The following is a 16022-nucleotide window of genomic DNA, read 5'->3' as shown; positions in this document are numbered from 1 at the left end:
TTATGGCAACAAATAACGCAACAGAGCAATCGCTCACCAAGAAGGTTTGGAATTTGGCAACGACTCTTGCCGGACAAGGTATTGGGTTTACTGATTATATTACCCAACTGACCTATCTTCTGTTTTTGAAGATGGATGTCGAGAATGTAGAAATGTTCGGAGAGGAATCGGCAATTCCGACTGGGTATCAATGGAACGATTTGATTTCCCTTGATGGATTGGAACTGGTCAAGCAATACGAAGAGACACTGAAATTGCTTAGCGAGCAGGACAATTTGATAGGCACTATTTATACCAAAGCACAAAACAAGATAGACAAGCCCGTTTATCTGAAAAAGGTTATCACCATGATTAATGAAGAGCAATGGCTCATCATGGACGGGGATGTGAAAGGGGCTATCTACGAGAGTATTCTTGAAAAGAACGGACAAGACAAGAAAAGCGGTGCCGGACAATATTTTACTCCCCGTCCTTTAATTCAGGCAATGGTGGATTGCATCAATCCGCAAATTGGTGAAACCGTTTGCGACCCTGCTTGTGGTACTGGTGGATTTTTGCTCACTGCCTACGATTACATGAAAGGTCAGTCGGCAAATAAAGAAAAACGTGATTTCTTGCGTGACAAAGCCTTGCATGGTGTAGATAATACTCCTTTGGTGGTAACACTCGCTTCCATGAATCTCTATTTGCATGGCATCGGTACAGACCGTAGTCCGATTGTGTGTGAGGACTCTTTGGAAAAAGAACCGTCAACCCTTGTTGATGTGATACTCGCCAATCCTCCTTTTGGAACTCGCCCGGCCGGTTCTGTGGACATCAACCGTCCGGATTTCTACGTAGAGACCAAGAACAACCAGTTGAACTTCCTCCAGCACATGATGCTTATGCTCAAAACCGGAGGACGTGCTGCTGTGGTGCTCCCTGATAATATCCTCTTTGAGGCCGGAGCAGGCGAAACAATCCGTAAACACTTATTGCAAGATTTCAATCTGCATACCATATTACGTTTGCCTACAGGTATCTTCTATGCCCAAGGTGTGAAAGCCAATGTGCTGTTTTTCAGCAAAGGGCAACCGACCAAAGAAATATGGTTTTATGATTATCGTACCGATGTAAAGCACACGCTTGCCACCAATAAGCTGGAACGCCATCACTTGGATGATTTTGTTTCCTGCTACAATAATCGGGTAGAAACCTACGATGCAGAGAATAATCCGCAAGGGCGTTGGCGCAAATACTCTGTAGATGAGATCATTGCCAGAGACAAGACAAGTCTCGACATCACATGGATAAAACAAGGTGGTGAGGTGGACGACCGTTCATTGGCTGAACTGATGGCAGACATAAAAGATAAAAGCGATACAATTAGCAATGCGGTTGCTGAATTGCAGAAATTATTGGCTAACATTGAAGAATAAGTAGAATTATATATGGCAAAAGAAATAGAGCCCAAACTCCAAACCATTGGAGTTTATCTAAAAAAATCAGATATATTTCGCATTCCAGAATATCAGAGAGCATACTCTTGGAATATAGCGAATTGTGACAAATTGTGGCAGGATGTTGAATCTTATATAGCCCAAGATGCCGAAGATCCGTATTTCTTCGGAACCATAATTATTGATTGTTCCAGAGAGGGGTACTTGAACCTGATAGACGGACAACAGAGAACGACGACATTCTTGCTTTTACTTAAAGCGATGCACCTACGCATAACAGAAGTGTTACACAACATGGCCGATACAGATGAAGCAGCCGGACTTAAAAGAAGTTTGCAGCAAAGTCTTGACTTCATCTTTGAAATTCTGTATCGTGCCGATGTAAGAAAGCAGATTGAGATAGAAAAGGACTGGAATAGAGCAAAAGGTGTGAAAATTTTAGAAAATGTTTCTATTAACGAACTGTACAAAGAAGAGCTTGCCTATATCGTTGAAGCAAAAACTTTTGCTGATGCTGAGAAAGCTGTTTATAAGTTCCCTCGTAAGCAGAAAGACAATAAGTACACCAATTTTTTTCGTAACTTCAAATCTTTCTATGAGAAACTACATGCCTATCAAGAGTCCAATTTGGATGTATTGGTAAATGGTTTCCTTACCAAGTGTCAGATTATAGAGATTAAAAGTTGGCAAATAGAACAGGCTATAACTATGTTTAATTCGTTGAACTCAACTGGTATGCCGTTGTCTGATGCCGATATTATTTCTGCACAACTCTTCTCTAAAGCACCTGATGAAATAGATTTCAAGGCTATTTGGGAGCCGATTATTCGACAAGCTGATGAGTTGGCACAAAAGAAAGTAATCAATATTGATAGCGTTCTTCAGCAGTTTATGTATATAAACCGTGCCATGGGACGTGAATATGAGGCTGGCCAGTTAAATACTCCAGGTGTAAGAAAGTATTATACGGTAATTAAGCCTGAACTTCTGAATAATCCAATAAATATTTGTGCTAAATTTGATCGTATCTTAAAGATTTGGAGTCAAATACAAGTATATCCCCTTACCAAGCTACTGTTGAAGTTCAATGAGAATTTCAAGCTTTTCCTTATATCATACCTATTCAGAGTGCCAGAACAAGAGCTATCAGAACAAAGTGCCACGCCAATAATGGAGAGTCTTCTCCGTCTATTTGCTCTTCTCGAAGTGAGTGACTTTGGTTTTTCTTCACGTTATTTTAAGACGTTCCTTTTTAATGAGAACTTTAAATTAGTTGATCCGGAATATTCAATTGAATCAATAATCGCCGACTTTGATAAGCATATCAATACAACATGGCAAAAAGAAGAGGTTATTGCTGATCTTAAGGAGTATGACAAGAATATTCTCGTATATCTTAACGAGTATATCTATGCAAAAGAACATGGATTGTATTTCGATTTTACTCCTGATAAGGTGAATGTAGAGCACATTATGCCTGCAAGCGGTCATAACATCGAAACCATTCGAATCGATGCCGGAATGACAAAAGAAGAATTTGATGACATGGTCAATTTGATAGGAAATAAGATTCTTCTTGAAGAAGACATCAATAAGCATATTGGCATGGATTGGTTTAAGACAAAGAAAGGCACGCTTGTACAAGACAAGAAAGGCTATGTCGGGAGCAACTTTGGCATTGCATCTGCTCTCTCCTCTTACCCCGCAGATAAATGGGGAAAGAAAGATATTGAATTCGCTAATTCAAAGGCTGTAGAACGTATCTGTAGATTTATTTTCAATGAACCAAAAGTTACAGGAGACGAATGAACAACAAGAATGAACTATTGAGATATTCTCAAGAACAGCAGTTTGCGGAAGTGGTGGATATTATCGTTCAACACCGAAGTAAAGCGTTGCGTGCCGTAAATGAAGAGTTGCTACTCACTGCATGGCATGTAGGAAGATATGTATCAGCCAAATTGAAGAACGAGGAATGGGGAAGCAAGGTTGTAACGCAGTTATCTGAATATATTCGTTTCCAACAACCTGAAATCAAGGGATTTGGACGAAGTAACATTTACAACATGGTCTTGTTTTACGATGAATACTCGTCGGGCGCATTTTCGGCAACAGTAGAGAAATATCTGAATTCTGAATTTGTCCAGCCAAGAATTGGACAAATTGAAGTAACTCACTCTACACAAGAGATAGATGTAATTATGCAGCCAGAAACTGCACAAATTGTCCAGCCAAAAACTGGACAAATGCCTAAGATTTTAGAGTTAACTACCTTAACCAATCATATAGAGATTCTTTGCCGATGCAAAAGTAATGAAGAGCGGATGTTCTATATACTCTATGCCAATAAAGAACATTTAGTGAAGCGAGAACTTCAGCGTTGCATCTCCAATCAGACATATACAGCTTTATTGGGCAGCAAGAATAATATGTCGAAAGGATTGCTCAATGCTTATCCGAATGCCCCTATAATGTTCAAGGATACGCTGTTTGTTGATTTTCTGAATCTTCCGAAGAAGCATAGCGAATCAAAATTGAAAAACAGCTTGGTAGAACACATGAAGCAATTTATTCTTGAACTTGGTAAGGATTTTATCTTTATGGATCAGGAATACCGCCTCAATATTGGCGCATCCACTTTTAAGACCGACTTGCTATTCTTCCATCGTGGGTTGCAGGCATTGGTCGCAGTGGAGCTTAAAAAGACAAAATTCCATCCGCGAGACCTCGGTCAGTTGGAGTTTTATCTGGAAGCACTCGATAGAGATGTGAAACGCTCTAACGAAAACCCTTCTATCGGCATTATTCTCTGCCCGGAAGCAGACCGAGTTGTTGTGGAATATGCTATGAGCCGAAGTATGAGCCCCACAATGATAGCAGAATACAAACGTATCCTCATTCCACAGGAACGTATGCAACAGCAACTGAATGAGTTTTGCAATCTGTTCTTAAACAAAGAATAGCCTATATGGATACAAAGAAATTACGTCAAAAGATACTCGACCTTGCGATACATGGAAAACTTGTACCGCAAGACCCGACTGATGAACCTGCATCAGTTCTCCTCGAACGAATCAAGGCAGAAAAAGAACGCCTGATAAAAGAGGGTAAAATCAAAAGGAGTAAGAAGTCTGCAAAGACTTCCGATACGCCCCATTATGAGCAGGTGCCGTTTGAAATTCCAGATAATTGGGTGTGGACAACGATTGAAGAAATATGCTCAAAGATAGGTTCCGGTAGCACACCAAAGGGAAGTAACTATTCTGCGAATGGGATTCCTTTTTTCCGCTCGCAAAATGTCTATAATGACTGGCTTGTTTATGATGACATCAAGTATATTTCCGAAGAAGTTCATAAGAAGATGAAAGGCACGGAAGTGCTTGCTAACGACTTGTTGTTGAATATTACTGGGGGGTCATTGGGAAGATGCGCTGTAGTTCCTGCTGATTTTAATTGTGGAAATGTCAGTCAACACGTTTGTATTATGCGTTCTGTTTTGGTTGAGCCTGAATATTTTCATGCGTTAGTTTTATCCTCATACTTCGCTAAATCTATGAAGATTACGGGTAGTGGTCGTGAAGGTTTACCAAAATACAATTTAGAACAGATGGGGTTTCCTTTGCCACCTTTAACTGAGCAGCAACGCATAGTTACTGAGATTGAACATTGGTTTGCTTTGCTTGACCAAATAGAACAGGAAAAATCAGACTTACAAACCATAATCAAGCAAACCAAGAGCAAAATCCTCGACCTTGCCATTCACGGAAAGCTCGTGCCGCAATGCCCGAATGACGAGCCAGCCATCGAACTCTTGAAGCGTATAAATCCCGACTTCACACCTTGTGATAACGGGCATAGTAGGAAGTTACCACAAGGGTGGGCATATTGTCAACTAAGTAATGTACTTAGAATAACAATGGGGCAATCCCCTAAAGGAGATTCGCTAAACAATAAAAGAGGCATAGAATTTCATCAAGGAAAAATATGTTTTTCAGACAAATTTCTTTTGAAGTCTAAGGTATATACAGACGAGCCTACCAAAATAGCCGTTCCCAATTCTATCTTATTATGTGTTCGAGCCCCTGTTGGAGTTGTTAATATCGCAAAAAATAGAATATGTATTGGACGTGGATTGTGTGCTTTAACTCCTTTTGAAGGTAATGCTGATTTTTATTTCTATTTACTTCAAACATTGCAAGATAGCTTTGAGAGTCAATCAACAGGAACTACGTTTAAAGCAATATCAGGAGAGGTTATAAAAAATGAGAAATTTGCTTTACCCCCTCTTGCCGAACAACAACGCATAGTTCAAAAGATAGAAGAACTATTCTCATCCCTTGATAATATTCAAACAGCCTTAGAAGTGTAACTAATTGCACTTCTAAGGTCTGCTGTAAGATTACCAATTTACCACCTTGTCCACAATTTTCTGCTGTTCGCTGGCTGTCCTGCGAAGATAGATACGAGTGGTTTCAATGCTCTCATGTCCCATAAGGTCAGCAAGTAGGGCGAGGTCATTGAATCGGTCAAGGAAATTCTTGGCAAACCGATGACGGAATGAATGAGGATAAACCACTTCCTTATTCATTCCGTATTTTTCCGCAAAGTGTTTCAGTTGCTGGGCTATGCCGCGTGTTGTAATTCGGTCTCCGAATCTGTTCAGAAATATATAGCCGGAAGCAACCCCTTTATCTTTCAGCCATTTCGTAGCTTCCATGCGTAAGTTTTTCGGAATATACAGACGACGTATTTTCCCACCCTTACTATAAAGGTCAAGATGTCCGATTTGTACATGTTCTGCTTTGATGTGAAGCAGTTCGCTGACGCGCGCACCGGTAGCCGCCATGAACCATACGACAAAATACCATTCATCATAACCGTCAGCTTTCAGACGCGTTTTGAGAAATTTGTAGTCGGCATCGCTGATTACATTCTCCAAAAAGTTTTTCTGCTGCACTTTGACAAACTTTACTTTCAGTTTCTCTTGTTTCGTAAACTCAAGGTACTTGTTGATACCCTGCAATCGAAGATTTACTGTCTGTGGTTTGAAGTTCTCAACCAAATACCCTTTGTAAGCTAACAGGTTCTTTTTGTTCACATCCCCATAGTGATTGAGGAAATACTGCACCGTCCATACATACGATGTAACGGTATTCTTTGCCAAATTTGTCTTGGCAAGATAGTTTTTGAATTTCGTTGTCATATTACATTGATTTATAATGAATATGACAGCAATATAGTAGAACGTATCGGGCATTATACGCAGTTGTCGGATTCTTGGCGTGTTGCGCCCATGCAAACACTATGTTCTTTGAATGATGGTGAAAAACAGAGTGGTATAGAGAGAATAAATCTTGATGTCAAATATTTGCGTGGAGAGCGCGATGCCAAGATGTTGACTGCCGGAAAATTCATTCCGGCTAATTCTCTTTTAATACTGGTAGATGGCGAAAACTCCGGTGAAGTGTTCCGAACGCCAATTGAAGGCTATCAAGGCAGTACATTCAAACTGTTGACTATAAACAGCCATATGAATACTGATTATATTCTACAAGTCATCAATTTGCATCGAAAGACATTGCGCGAAAATAAGGTGGGTTCCGCTATTCCTCACTTGAACAAAAAAATATTCAGAGCTATAGAAGTACCGATACCACCGTATCATGAGCAACAGAGGATTGTGAATGCAATAAATCTTGCTTTCATACATATAGATACAATAATGGAGAGTTTATAGACTCTCCATTATTGTATCTAACTTGGCAAATGCTGTATGAACAGCATCTACAATTCGCTTTTGTTCTGCCTTTGGAGGTATTGGAATAGTTTGTTTAGAATATTCCGAAATCCAATATCGTTTATGGGTATCGCCAATTAAGCGAGTTATGTTCATAAACATTGCAACATATTTTATTTCAATATCTTTTCTTACCTGTAAAATCTTCATAGCGGATGATTTTACTTTAAAAGGGAAATCTACAAATTTTGAATCTGTAGTAAAATCGTCGAAGATAATACAAGGTAATTTGGAGTATATCGCCTTCACTTCATTAGTATAACCTATGATGAAGGATTTCCCCGCTGTTAAAACTGGTATTGGATAGCTATCATTATAACTTGTTGAATTAACAATATATGCTGTAGGTTGCTCATAATCTACAATATCTTCGAGGCTACATACAGTCCATCCGATGGGCAAGTTCTCATAATGCCCGTTATCACAAGTGATTTCAGCCTTCGGATTGATGCGTTTGAGCAGTTCCGATGCAGGCTCGTCATTCGGGTCTTGCGGTACAAGTTTGCCGTGAATGGCGAGATCAAGAATCTTACTTTTTGTACGAATGATAAGGGTTTGTAAGTCTGTGGTATCGAATTCGAGAGCTTCAATGAGAATGTCATACTTAACAATTTCGTTTATTATCCGTTCAATTTCTTTTAAAGGAGGTAACGGTATTCGCATATTTTGAGATTGAGTCAAGGATATATTAACTTGACCAGCAGACCCTCGTGTCGCGATAGAATTGATTTCTGACATTTCTTCTAAATATGCTTTTAGGTATGGCACTAGCACTTCTTTAAATTTATAAGGTCGTATTAGGACAGCGGCCTGATTAAAATTCGCTTGTGGTAATGTTGATGGAATAATCGCAAGTTTACCAAGAGGTGGCCCAACAATATTCATAATAAGGTCTCCAACTTCTGTACGCGAACGCAGAAGTTTTCCATTATGCACTTCTTCTGTAATATATTGTGGATGATAGGCAAAATCTATTTTCTGATTTCTGAGATTATACATCTTGATGTAAGGGATACCATTCTCAACAAAGCAAGTTTTATCGGGTGTACTTCCTGATGCCACATAAGCAATATCTTCCAACTTACACCACACCCAACTTTCCGGCACCTCAAATGGCACATTCTCATAATGGGGCGTATATGTAGTAAATAGTGTGCTGTAACCTTTTACTACAGCACACAAAAGGAATAATTATCTTCTTCTATATCCGCTTCTTGCAGATTTAGCAACTCGTGAAGCATGAAGCAAACATCTCCTCTGATAGGCTTCTTCCTCTTCGTCAGGTCTGCGACCATCCCAACGAAGATCTGAATCGGAATTGCCTCCGCCGCCGGAAGAAATTGGCACAGGCTGGCCACCAATGAGTGCATCAGCAACGGCAAATATCATATTGCGGATTGACGGTACAGCCAACTGTCCGATCAAAATATTCAGTTCGGATTCCAGCTCTTGTTTTATGTCCGAAAGGGACTGATTTTCCTTTTTCAACCGGTAGAACTCGCCGTAATCCGCCAGAGCATTGCGTTGGGCAGCTTCGACTTGCCGTAATGCATCACTCTTGTATAGTGATTCTATCTTGCGGACAATTTCGGTAAAATGCTTGGCAATGTGTCGGTTTTGCCGTTCGACCCACTTATCCGTACCGAATAAAGGAACTTTCTCTGTAATTCTCGGTGGTGTAAAATCCTCTTTGTGGTTGCGGAAAGGCTGGATAACAGAACGGGCTTTTGCCGCATCTGCGGTCAAGCGTTCCAATTCCTGCTCCTTTGCGTGGAGCTTGCCAGTTTTGTCTTCGAGCTTGGTCTGATACTCGACAATGAGTTTCTGTATATCCGCTTTCTGCGTCTCATACCTGTCGAGGGTTATCCTGCCGGAAACCAGTTCCTTTTTTGCTTCTTCAAGTTGGCGGCTGTAACTGAAAATCTTTGATTCCAGATGACGCATCATGGTCTGAAGTCCCTTGACCGCTTTCTCGGCCTGTTTTGCCTCGTAAGCCAGCTTGCGAATATAATCGCGCTTGTGAAGATGTTGCACATTACGGCCTTCAATACTGTCGCCACGTTCCAGCCCATACTTGCTACCAACCTCTTCATATAGTGATGTATGCATTTCCCGAAGAATCTGACCATACTCATAACGGTTCTTGCCAAACTTGGCAGACCACATTACGCACTCACGACCACTTTTGGTGCGTTGTCCGACTGGAACAATCAGGGCATGGATATGCGGACTGCTCTCGTCAAGGTGTACCTGAAACCCAACTATGTTTTCCTGTCCGTATCTGCGGACACACCAGTCATAGACATCTTTCGCCCAATGTTCTATTTCCTCGCACCGATGCAAATGGCTGTTGTCGGCATCCTTTTCCAAATTGACGGTCTGATCGCCGAAAGCCATTTCAATCGTCCTGTCGTGATTGCCACCGAAAATGAATCTGGCGCAACAATTCGGCTGAATCTTACTGTCTGGCTTGAATGGTTTCCAGCCCAACTCCGACAGACGTTCCTGCAAACGAACTTCGAGCGACTTTTCGCTATAGCCCAATGGATAAATTTTTCCATCAGAACCAATCTCGAAATTCAACTTCATTCTCGTCTTGTCATAATTGTTTGTGGAGTCTTGATTCTTCCTGTCAATCTTATCATCGTTCCAACGCCGTTCGTTTTCGTTGGCCTCTGCCGTGCTGAATGATTTGCCGGCTTCGACATGCATGGCCTGTTTTCTATCTGTTGTCATAATGAATGTTCTTTTGATAAATGATTGATGTTTGAGCTTGCTCACTCTGATTCGGATTCTGCCGGATACAGAGGGGACTTCGTTGCTGTCAGGCAAAAAGTCCTTATTGTGTTATGGACTTTCTATAAACTCCCGGAACAAGTTCCTCCGTTATTCAACAAGTTCCAACCCGAGTTCGTCAATCAACGTCTGCAATGCAGGGTTACGCCGAATCATCTGCTGGAGAATCTGACGTTTGGTCGGAACGGTCAGAAAGAAGTCGGCAATATCCAATCCTGCCTCACGCTGGTCATCGGTTGCCATATGCTCCAATACATCGGAAACTACCACACGTTTGCAGATGCCTGACAACAATGCGGATTTCTCTCTCCATAATTCCGTCGCTCCCAAATCAGGAACAAGGGTTATATCTCTGCCCCGAAGAACCGACATCGCCTCTTTGTTGAAACATCCGTTCTTACCTCCGGTAGCAAGCCAAAGATAGTCGGGGATAAAGTGAGCCATTATAACAGCCGTCTTCTCGCTCTCAACCAACATAATAGGTACGGAAGCCGATGTTTTCAGCAAATGCTCTCCGAACAGGCACTGCTGCAGATTGAAGTCAGGCAAGCGGAGTTCGGAGTGCGCCCAACTGACATACGCCTGCGGCTCTTTTATCCGATGTCCCGTTTGTGTATCGTATAGCATAATCTTCCCGGTTCTCACATTGCCTGAAATATCTGTCTGCCAGAAAATTGTAGCACCTCCCCATTTGGCGGATGTCCCGATCCGGTACATATTGAACAAACGCAAGGTTTCTTCGGTACTGAATACATTGCAGAGATAATGGTACAAGGGATTCATATCATAGTGCGACAGACTCCGTCCGACAATATCAGGAGAGATAAAAGAGGGAACTGACTGGGTGATTTTCCGCTCAAAAGATCTCTGTCGGTCAAACCGACAGCAATTCGTTTTATTCATCATATTAGGATTGTCCCTAAAATACTCACGAGGTGTATAATGATAGCCGCATTTATGCTCATGGTCACATTTGCCGACCCTATCCGGAAACACGACAACACCTTCCTCATCGACATATCTGACAAAGCATCTGCTTCCACCGCAGTTAGGACAGGCTATCTTGCTCCCGTAACTGTATTTCTGAAGATGAAAACGATACTCACTCATAGCCGTTCGGATTTTTGTCGTTTGCATCCTGCACTTTTGCACTTTGCGGTATTTGTTCCACCGATTCATTAGAAAGAAGTGCAACAGTGCAAAGTGCAGATTGTTTTTCCTGATTGATCTTGTGGTATGTACCGTGACTGGTTTTCTCTAAAACCGGATTCGGCTGCCGGCACAATTGCTTCAACGCATAATAGACGGAACGCCTCGACAGTTCGACTTTCTTTCCGGCAACAATCGCATCTCCGGCCGTGAACACATCGTCCAACAACGATAGCCAAGCCTCTTTGGTTTCACCGATATTGTTTGCAACAATCAGTTCCTGAATCCTGCGATAGGTATCTTCGTAATAACCGATCATCCGAATAGCAGCCTGAACGGATTCAAACTCGATGCGCTGCATAGTACCCTCATCTGTTGCCCATTTCAAAATCTGAAATACCAAAGACAGACGGGCGGCATTGCCGTTAAGTTTCATTTTGCGGCTTTCCACCTCCGCATCATCTTCGATGGCATTAATCTCCTCTATGATGTCGTTATACCAATTATAAAAGTATTCCTCCGCCTCATCACTCATATTCAAGACAAACGGATTCACCGTATTCCCTTTGTCGGCACACTGACACGGTATATCCAATATCCTGTTCATTATCGTCCTCCATTGTTCGACAATATCCGGCTTTGGGATATTGCCATCACTCCGTTTCCAACTGGAAATTCTCCGGTCTTTCGGATAGACGAACAGGAAACGGTCAAGCAGACCGTTTGCAACCAGTTCAGTCTTGAATATCTCCGTCAGCAAATTGGTCTGTACTGAACCGATGATATTGATACACGGATTTTTGATAAGAATCGGTCTGGCTTCCGACTTGCGGATCACCTTCAACGGTTGGCCACTATAAGCCGTTAGCAAATCTTCGATAAGATTATTCCGGTTACTGTACCGCCTTACGGAATTGAACAAAGCCAGTATCTCATCGACGACCAATGCGATTCCTCGCGGATTATGTTGATGTATGCTCATCATCGCCTCCGGAGTGAAGTCCGATATAACAGTCGTTACCAACTGCGGCTTTTTCATGATGGTACAATCTTCCGCATCTCTGCTGTTACGTTTGTTTCCAGATAAAGCAACCGCCTTTTCATATTCGTTCCATTCTTCGTTGTATTTCTCATACATCCGGTCGTCATGCTCGCGTATAGGTCTGTAGATAAATCCCAACGGTGGAGTTTTACCGAGACCGGGACGACCTATCAGCATCATATAGACAGACGGACTTGTCTTCCATTCCCCCTTTATCCTAATCTGACAGGAGTTCCCGATTGCCGCTGCCACTGCCGAAAGGATAATGGAAGCCGCGTATTCGATATTGAAGTTTTCATAACGGGCAAGATTCATGATAAGTTCCTGAACCTTCTCCGGAAAGACCTCCAACGGCAAGCCTGTTTCAGGAATACGCTCTACCTGCACACGGAGCATATTGGTCAGTTGCAGCCTGCTATACATGGTAATCTCCTTCCCGTTCTGACGGAGCTATACCGGAGGCAAATGCCTCGTAATGAAAGTGACGCAGAAACCTGTCTACATCTTCCTGCGTATACCAATATTTGTCACCCTCGCGCGAATAGCCGAGATAACCGTTGTCGCGCAACTTTTTCAGATACTTATCTTTGATGTGAAGTTTTTCCATCAAAGCCTTATTGTCATACAGGCAGTGTCCGGTCGCCGCATTTTGCGACGGTTGATGTTCCTGCCGCTCCACTATGCGGAGAATCTTTTCTAACAATTCTCTTTCGCATATACTCTCTACCTTTAATTTCTTTGCCATAGTAAATCATATTATGGCTTTCCAATCCTGATGTACACTCGGACTTAAAGCCGGGTTATCTTGCCGTGACACGACTGTGCACATCGTCCCACGACTGCGGCGAAGGTAGAGAGTCCTTAGAACCTAAGAAGTTAGCATAGATTATATAACAGGTAATTCCTAATGTTAGACTAATATTAGGATACGCACTTAATCGTCTGATTATAAACAAAAAGAGCAGCCGTTTGGCTACTCAAAAAAGATGTCGATTTTCTGAAAATTTTTCGGTACAGTCAGGTCCTTTCTGTTTTGACGGGACTGCCCTATATCAGAAGTAGCAAAAAGTGCACATAATTCGGTGTCGGGGAAAAGTTCCGTTCCGAATTTCCAATATGTCTTGGTTTCCATTTTAAGACGCTCAGGATAATCGCCACAATAAATCCGACCACACATATACGCCAACAGAACTTTTGATTCTGTCCACTTATAATGGGAGCCTTCTTCCTTTATATAACCAGCCTCTATCGCTTTGGCAAAGACTTTCTCCGCAAGTTCCGTTTTCAATGTTCCTGATAAAACAACAGCAGCGTCAATACCTGCTACCTGTTCTTCCGAAACTGGAGTTTCAATGATATTACCATTTTTATTTGTTTTTCCCTTATTTTTCTCTTTTAGTATTTCTGCACAAAAGGCGAGGGCTGCGCCTGAAATCAATGTCATGATTGTCCCCCAAAATGTCGTAGAACCCGTATAGTCTTCATCGACAGGATTTATTACGCCGATTCCGACAAGCAATAGAGTACCGGCAAACAAGGCAATTGCACTTGACCACAGAATTGTCCTTGCATATCTCTTAAAGACAAAGGATAATGTAAGTACGATGATACAAAGACCTATAACCAAAAATATTATTTGTAACATAAATATTTCACATTATTTTCGAACAAAACTATTTATCTCAATACTATAAAACCTGAAAATTAAATTATTTCAAGCGAAGCGAGGTCGTTTTTCAGCCGGGCTACTTCTGCAGACAGGGTTTCCGGCAGGAACCGTGCATAGACTTTCTCCGTCACGTCCGTACTTCCATGACCGAGCAGACGGCTGACAACCGACATGGACAACCCTTGGTTCAATGCGAAAACCGCGAACGAATGCCGGGCTGCGTGCATTGACAAGCTGAACGGAAGCCCTATCTGTTCTCCTGCCACGACAAGCGACTGGTTGATACATTTCGTCGCGTTGTTACGAGCTTTGTAGAGTGCTTCTGCATCATCAAGATCCAGACTTTCCTTTACCAAATTGAATACATACCGGCAACCCTCACGTTTTTCCTGCCATTGCCGCAAGATATGCAGAGCCGGTTCGGTAAGCGGAATCACATGACGTTTGTTTGTCTTTATCATGATTTTCCGTAATTCTCGTCTGGTAAAGTCAATATGCTTCCATTGCAAGGTCATAACATCCACCACACGGAGTCCACAGGCATGGAACGCAAAGAAAAACATCTCCAGAAACTCTTTCCTACGCGGTTCAACACAGTTTCTGTAATATTCAAGCAGGGCAATCATCTGCTCTTTGGTCAAACTCTTACCGTCAAATTCAGCCTCTTCTTCCGAAAGCGAAACTTTCGTCACGATGCGCATATCCTGAATCCGTGCATTGACAGCAGAATCTATCATGCTCATTTCACTGGCATATGCACACGCCTTCAATATCGGAGTCAGTGCATGGTTGATGGTGGCATCGCTGTTCTGCTTTATTTCCCTACGCCATTCGATATAGCTGTCCAGAAGTTCCGGAGTCATTTCTCCGACATAGATTGCATCCGGTTTATATGTTCCTTGCTTGTTTGGTAGCCCGTAAAAAGGTCTGGAAAATATTCATACAACTCTTTCCGTTCTCATACCGGCTTCTCCCGATCCTGTTCCTCGAATAGTCCGATGAAAGGCGTTCCAATGTAAACTCCACGAAGTCTTTGCCCTGATCCCGACGGGCAAGAGGCTTGTCAGCAAGAAAACCTGACACTACATCAGCAGTAATCTGATTGGGATGCTTCTCGTTATACTCGGCAAGCTGCGAATCTATACGCTCTACACGCGCCAGCAACAGTTGGTTGAGCCGTTTGTATTCGCTGCCATAGCTTGCGCGTAACTCGCCACGTCCTTGATTGCCGTTCTGATTCCAGTCGGCAACCTTTGCAAACACATTCGTCGTCTTGCGTATTATCTGCCTGTTCCATGTATATTCCAACTCGACAGGATAGGCTTTCTCTTTATCAACCTCCTTCGGTGTACGAAGGCGATACTTGCCCAACGGATATAGTCTTTTCGGTCTTCCCATATATTATCCTCCTTTTGCGATATTCCTGAGGAGAAGCAAAGATATGGAATTTTAGACAAACAAACTCCGATTTTTGCCGTAAAAACCACAATTTAGACAAACAAACCGCACCGTATGAGGCCATATAACACCAGCGCGACAAACAAATTCTCATTGTTCATCGCTCTGATATTCAGCTATCTAACCTAAATAAAGGCTGTTAATATTCTTCCTCATTGAAGAAAAAGTCGTCTTTCGAAGGATAGTCAGGCCAGATGTCTTCGATGGATTCGTAGATCTCGCCTTCGTCTTCTATCTCCTGCAAGTTCTCCAGAACCGCCTCGGGAAGTCCCGAGCGATTGGCGTAGTCGATCAGTTCGTCTTTGGTTGCGGGCCAAGGGGCATCTTCGAGCCACGAGGCCAGTTCGAGTGTCCAATACATGATTCGGTAAAAGTTTTAACTCTCTGAATTTTCCGGAAAGAACACGGTTTTTTCCTGTTAGGATGCAAAGGTAAAGCAAAAAAACGATGCCCGCAAACGAAACGATCCCCACGGCGTACATTCCGGATGTTCGAAGATTCTAATATCCGATTTTTATGGAAGCGCCCGACGTACAGAACGATGCGGTATCCCGGGGAGAAGAACCGAAAACCGCAACGAGAATTCCGATCTCCGCAAAGGTTCGTGAATCCGAACCGGAGATATGTCGCCGCCCGAGGTATCCGGGAAGACAGCATGCCGCCGTAAAGCCG

The 16022-nt window shown here is 42.4% G+C and carries 13 protein-coding genes and 1 pseudogene; 5 read left to right on the top strand and 9 right to left on the bottom strand.

The window, feature by feature from the left end; all coding sequences use genetic code 11:
• Positions 1-2: 2 nt before the first annotated feature.
• From NQ519_RS10335 to NQ519_RS10320, 4 genes are read left to right on the top strand one after another with little or no spacing between them, the layout of a single operon-like run.
• Positions 3-1418: a type I restriction-modification system subunit M gene (locus NQ519_RS10335; RefSeq protein WP_019151233.1), complete on the top strand. Its 1416-nt coding sequence runs from the start codon at positions 3-5 to the stop codon at positions 1416-1418.
• Between the two features lie 12 nt (positions 1419-1430).
• Positions 1431-3248: a DUF262 domain-containing protein gene (locus tag NQ519_RS10330; RefSeq protein ID WP_019151234.1), complete on the top strand. Its 1818-nt coding sequence runs from the start codon at positions 1431-1433 to the stop codon at positions 3246-3248.
• Positions 3245-4402 (top strand): PDDEXK nuclease domain-containing protein, encoded by a 1158-nt coding sequence (locus NQ519_RS10325; protein WP_019151235.1) that lies wholly within the window; start codon positions 3245-3247, stop codon positions 4400-4402. Before NQ519_RS10330 ends, NQ519_RS10325 begins: the two co-directional genes overlap by 4 nt.
• Positions 4403-4407: 5 nt before the next feature.
• A complete protein-coding gene (locus NQ519_RS10320) occupies positions 4408-5808 on the top strand; it encodes a restriction endonuclease subunit S (RefSeq protein WP_227901129.1) in 1401 nt (466 codons plus the stop codon).
• A 30-nt stretch (positions 5809-5838) separates the two neighbouring features.
• On the opposite strand, the gene NQ519_RS10315 is transcribed toward NQ519_RS10320, so the two are convergent.
• A complete protein-coding gene (locus NQ519_RS10315) occupies positions 5839-6642 on the bottom strand; it encodes a tyrosine-type recombinase/integrase (RefSeq protein ID WP_019151236.1) in 804 nt (267 codons plus the stop codon).
• Positions 6643-6648: 6 nt separating this feature from the next.
• On the opposite strand from NQ519_RS10315, the gene NQ519_RS10310 reads away from it, so the two are divergent.
• Positions 6649-7176: a restriction endonuclease subunit S gene (locus tag NQ519_RS10310; RefSeq protein ID WP_026076631.1), complete on the top strand. Its 528-nt coding sequence runs from the start codon at positions 6649-6651 to the stop codon at positions 7174-7176.
• On the opposite strand, the gene NQ519_RS10305 is transcribed toward NQ519_RS10310, so the two are convergent.
• The 8 genes and pseudogenes from NQ519_RS10305 to NQ519_RS10265 form a co-directional block, all read right to left on the bottom strand.
• Complete coding sequence (locus NQ519_RS10305; RefSeq protein ID WP_227901130.1) at positions 7171-8418, bottom strand: restriction endonuclease subunit S; 1248 nt, start codon at positions 8416-8418, stop codon at positions 7171-7173. The genes NQ519_RS10310 and NQ519_RS10305 overlap by 6 nt on opposite strands.
• Before the next feature lie 9 nt (positions 8419-8427).
• The gene (gene mobV / locus NQ519_RS10300) at positions 8428-9972 is read right to left on the bottom strand and encodes a MobV family relaxase (RefSeq protein ID WP_019151239.1); all 1545 of its coding nucleotides are present in this window, start codon (positions 9970-9972) and stop codon (positions 8428-8430) included.
• A 150-nt stretch (positions 9973-10122) separates the two neighbouring features.
• On the bottom strand, positions 10123-11142 hold the full coding sequence (locus NQ519_RS10295) for a DUF6371 domain-containing protein (RefSeq protein ID WP_026076632.1): 1020 nt from the start codon (positions 11140-11142) through the stop codon (positions 10123-10125).
• The gene (locus NQ519_RS10290) at positions 11135-12646 is read right to left on the bottom strand and encodes a DUF3987 domain-containing protein (protein WP_019151241.1); all 1512 of its coding nucleotides are present in this window, start codon (positions 12644-12646) and stop codon (positions 11135-11137) included. The genes NQ519_RS10295 and NQ519_RS10290 overlap by 8 nt, the downstream gene beginning before the upstream one ends.
• Positions 12639-12968: a MerR family transcriptional regulator gene (locus NQ519_RS10285; protein ID WP_019151242.1), complete on the bottom strand. Its 330-nt coding sequence runs from the start codon at positions 12966-12968 to the stop codon at positions 12639-12641. Before NQ519_RS10285 ends, NQ519_RS10290 begins: the two co-directional genes overlap by 8 nt.
• A gap of 228 nt (positions 12969-13196) precedes the next feature.
• Entirely contained in the window at positions 13197-13868 is a 672-nt protein-coding gene (locus NQ519_RS10280; protein WP_019151243.1) for a hypothetical protein, read from the bottom strand.
• A 59-nt stretch (positions 13869-13927) separates the two neighbouring features.
• A pseudogene (locus NQ519_RS16200) lies at positions 13928-15290 on the bottom strand (tyrosine-type recombinase/integrase).
• A gap of 199 nt (positions 15291-15489) precedes the next feature.
• The gene (locus tag NQ519_RS10265) at positions 15490-15711 is read right to left on the bottom strand and encodes a DUF2795 domain-containing protein (RefSeq protein ID WP_019151244.1); all 222 of its coding nucleotides are present in this window, start codon (positions 15709-15711) and stop codon (positions 15490-15492) included.
• Between the last annotated feature and the right edge of the window lie 311 nt (positions 15712-16022).

It is taken from the genome of Alistipes senegalensis JC50 (assembly GCF_025145645.1).
GTDB classification, from domain to species: domain Bacteria; phylum Bacteroidota; class Bacteroidia; order Bacteroidales; family Rikenellaceae; genus Alistipes; species Alistipes senegalensis.
The sequence above is the reverse complement of the archived record's forward strand: the minus strand, read 5'-3'. Positions and strand labels throughout refer to the sequence as shown.